The organism is Oceanobacillus sojae (assembly GCF_900162665.1).
Lineage (GTDB): Bacteria > Bacillota > Bacilli > Bacillales > Amphibacillaceae > Oceanobacillus > Oceanobacillus sojae_A.
Window position 1 is genome coordinate 1 of sequence record NZ_LT727803.1, and the last position, 3,965, is coordinate 3,965.

Consider the following 3,965-nt stretch of genomic DNA (forward strand, 5'->3'; position numbering starts at 1 on the left):
AATATATTAGATTCTACAATCATCAACGATTCCAGAAGAAATTAAATAACCTGAGCCCCTATCATTTCAGGACTCAGGTTGCATAAATGTGCTTTTTATTCTTGTCTACTTGACAGGGGTCAGTTCAGACTGCAAGGGCTTATTTTTTCGTTATAATGGGATAGTTTTATTCTGGCCACCAGCGGAATCCATCTTTTTCAAGCAGTTCATCGGCAGCTTTCGGGCCCATAGATCCAGATTCGTAATTCGGAAATTCCGCCTTTTGACTTGCCCAGCTGGCTAACAGACGATCGACGAATTCCCAGGACAATGCTACCTCATCCCAGTGTGTAAAGTTGGTTGCATCGCCAAGCATACTGTCGTAGATAAGCTTCTCATAAGCCTCCGGCGTGTTAATCCCGGCCTGGGCATCCTGATGATAAGCAAGCTGAATTGGCTCTGTTAAATTGCCATTACCTGTTTTCTTCGCATTCAGGTGAAGTGTAATTCCTTCGTTTGGCTGAATATTAATGACAAGCAGATTCGGATTGCGTAAATCATCTTTTTTATGATAAAGGTTCATAGGAATATCTTTAAATTCGATAACAATTTTTGTTGATTTTTCTTTCATACGCTTTCCTGTGCGAATATAAAAAGGAACACCGGCCCAGCGGTAGTTATCAATCGCCAGCTTTCCGGCAACAAAGGTTTCTGTTTCAGAACCTTTTAACTCATCTGCTTCATCCTGATAGCCGATGACCTCTTCACCGTTTATATTCCCGGCACCATACTGACCCCGGACAAAATACTCGCTGACTTTTTCTTCTTTTATCGGACGCAATGCGCGCAATACCTTTATTTTTTCAGAACGGATTTCCTCTGTACTGAGATTAATCGGCGGCTCCATAGCAAGCAGGGCAACCATTTGCATCATATGGTTTTGAATCATATCCCTCGTAGCACCGGATTTATCGTAATAATGCGCACGCTCTTCTACACCAAGGGTCTCACTGCTGGTAACCTGAATATTATTGATAAACTGGTTATTCCACAGATGCTCAAAGATTCCATTCGCAAAACGGATAACTTCAATATTTTGAACCATTTCTTTTCCGAGGTAATGATCAATACGATAAATTTGATTTTCATCAAAAGCAGCCTGGAGCTCTTTATTCAGCTTTTTAGCTGATGGTAAGTCATGTCCAAACGGTTTTTCGATAACTAACCGTGTCCAGCCTGAAGTTTCCTTTAAGCCATGGTTTTTGAGCTGATTGGCGATTGTGCCGAAAAAGTCTGGAGCCATTGCTAAGTAGAACAGGCGGTTTCCACCGGTATGGTATTCTGTCTCAAGAGACTCCACCATATCCCTTAAGTCATTATAGGAATCTGTAGATGTCACATCAAATGATCTATAGTAAAAATGAGAGGTGAATTCGGATACGTCTTCGCCTTCAGAAATTAAGCCCTGAATCGATTCCTCTACTTTTTCGCGGATAATATCATTGTTCCATCCACGGCGGGCGAGACCGATAACTGCAAAATCTTCATCTAATTTTCCACTCTTATAAAGACGATAGATAGATGGATACAATTTACGGTTTGCCAAATCTCCAGTTGCTCCAAAAATCACGATAGTTGCTTTCGGTTGTATAGTTTCACTCATGATTAAATTCCTCAATTCTTTAGTTGATAAAGATGTTAACAGTGCTTATTCAAAAAGCTGTTAAAATAACCTTTCTGCTAATATTTTGTATGTTAATGCGTTATTTTATTGAACCTTTGAACACCCTTTAAAAACATTAAAAATACCCTAAAGATTAGAAGGGGATTAATCATTAACTTTACAGAATGAACAGTATCTTTGTCAATATATATACCTGTGAAAACTAGAAAATTAATTAATTTTTCAGAATTCAAATGGAACAACCTGTTAGTAATGGGAAATAAAGCGTTAACAAAGAGGAGGAAGTGCAAATGATGGAGGAAATTGAAAACTTGCCGGAAGAGGAGAAGGAAATCGTGCTGCAGCTGCCAAATTCATATTTCGAGAAGGGAATGAAAGAAGGAATACAAAAAAAGTAGACAAATAATGAGGAAGAAATACCCTACGTATGTCTTTCAATCAACATCCCCAAATATTTTTCAAAGTTTATCCCTTCTATTTCAGGAACCTTTGCTTTCGATGAATCCTGGATAGCTTCTTTGAGGAATGCGACAGCAAGCTGTACAGCATCTTCTAGGTTATCTTCACGCATCATGCTCCCCATCATGACCGAAGCAAATAAATCGCCAGTACCTGAATAGCTTTTCCCGTTATACTCCATCTCATGGTAAAACGTTTTATTCTTATCCAAATACAAGTTACCGATAAACTGCTCTTTTGAATCCATTGACGGAGGATTCACACCAGTAACAGTGACTTCAGCACCCGTTGCTTGCTGCAGGTTATTCCCTGCTTCCTTCAATGCTTTCATATAATCTTTGCCATTTGAATAGCTATGTAACTTCTCATAAGATAATCCAGACAATAAACAGCATTCTGTCACATTTGGTGTAATCACATCTGCATGTCTCACTAATTCTTTCATTTTCTCCAATAATCCCCCGGTAAAAATCTTATAGACTTCTCCATCATCCCCCATGACCGGATCTACCAGCAACCTTGTTTCTTTCGTATAAAATGTATCTAAAAAATGAAAAATATTTTTGATTTGCTCTCCGCCAGTTACAAATCCAGTAAATATCCCATCAAATGTTTCCCCGTGCTTGTTCCATTCCTCTGTAAAATGGTTCATTCTAGAAGTGAAATCTTCCCAAAAATAACTCGGGTAACCTGTTTGTGCAGATAGAACTGCTGTTGGCAAGGGGCAGGCTTGAACACCCATGACAGAAAGAACAGGGATTGCAGCAGTTAAAGAGCATTTCCCAAAGGATGACAAATCTTGAAGCACAGCAACTTTTTTCATATGAACCTCCTTGAACGAACTGAAACTTTTTCTATTTTATCATTTGATGATTAGCTTGTCATTAAAGATAATAGGCGATATTGGCGGGGATTGGCTGGGGACGGATCGTTTATTTCAGATTACATGATTGTTTTTAGCTTGTCGATCAACTGACCTTGTCATTTTTTTATAAATTGACACTTAAAGGTAGGTCAATATTCTGCTAAAGTAATAAAAAAGTTCACGTTAGGAAGGTCTAAATGTTTATGGCAAACTAATAATGTAGGGATTGGCATTTAATTTATGTATGGCCCGTAGGGCATACATAAATTAAATGCGCCACTTGCCAACTCCTCCAAATAACTTTAAACTCCTCGTTGGACCAACAACGTTCGACAGGAGGTTATTAGGAGATGTTAGCAGTGGCACAAATTGATTATATCAGACATGAGGTAAATCAAAAAGGTGAATCCTATGCCGATGTGGCAAGGAGAATGGAAGTTGACCCACGTACAGTTAGTAAGTATGCAAATCAGGAAGAGTTCAAAAGAAAGAAAAAGCAAAAACGAAAAGCACGGGTAATGGAGCCAGTTAAGCCCATTATAGATAAGTGGATTAAAGAAGATTTAAAGAAGAAAAAGAAGTATCAGAGAACAGCTAAAAAAATGTATGAGCAATTAAGAGATTTTCATAGCTTTACAGGGTCAGACCGCACTGTACGCGATTATGTATCCAAAAGAAAAAAGGAATTAAAGGAATCGATGACAGAAGCAGCCTTACCTCTTGAATCTATACCAGGTACAGCTCAAGTTGACTTTGGAACTGGGCCATTTAACTATGATTCAGAAACGATCGATTTACCGTACTTAGTGATGTCGTTTCCGTATAGTAATAGCTTTTATTTTCAAGTTTTTCCTTCGGAAAATACAGAATGCTTATTGGAAGGTTTACAACGGATGTTTCAACATATGGGCGGGGTTCCGAAGACGATACGATTTGATAATTTATCCCCTGCAGTGAACAAAATATTTTCTAAAGGGG

3 protein-coding genes and 1 pseudogene are annotated in these 3,965 nt (G+C 38.5%); 2 read left to right on the forward strand and 2 right to left on the reverse strand.

Translation table 11 applies throughout. The features are described from left to right. Window positions 1-5 precede the first annotated feature (5 nt). On the forward strand, window positions 6-86 hold the full coding sequence (locus tag BN1068_RS24240; RefSeq protein ID WP_368483264.1) for an IS3 family transposase: 81 nt from the start codon (window positions 6-8) through the stop codon (window positions 84-86). Between the two features lie 80 nt (window positions 87-166). Here BN1068_RS24240 and zwf read toward each other — a convergent pair whose 3' ends face one another. Beyond that, window positions 167-1,642 carry a glucose-6-phosphate dehydrogenase gene (zwf, locus tag BN1068_RS00095; RefSeq protein ID WP_077600814.1) on the reverse strand — a complete coding sequence of 492 codons (1,476 nt, stop codon included), beginning with the start codon at window positions 1,640-1,642 and terminating at the stop codon, window positions 167-169. A 442-nt stretch (window positions 1,643-2,084) separates the two neighbouring features. Next, window positions 2,085-2,945, reverse strand: coding sequence for a pyridoxamine kinase (locus BN1068_RS00100; protein ID WP_077600815.1), 861 nt, complete (start codon window positions 2,943-2,945; stop codon window positions 2,085-2,087). 392 nt (window positions 2,946-3,337) lie between these two features. On the opposite strand from BN1068_RS00100, the pseudogene BN1068_RS00105 reads away from it, so the two are divergent. Beyond that, window positions 3,338-3,965, forward strand: a pseudogene (locus tag BN1068_RS00105) (IS21 family transposase); the annotation flags it as partial.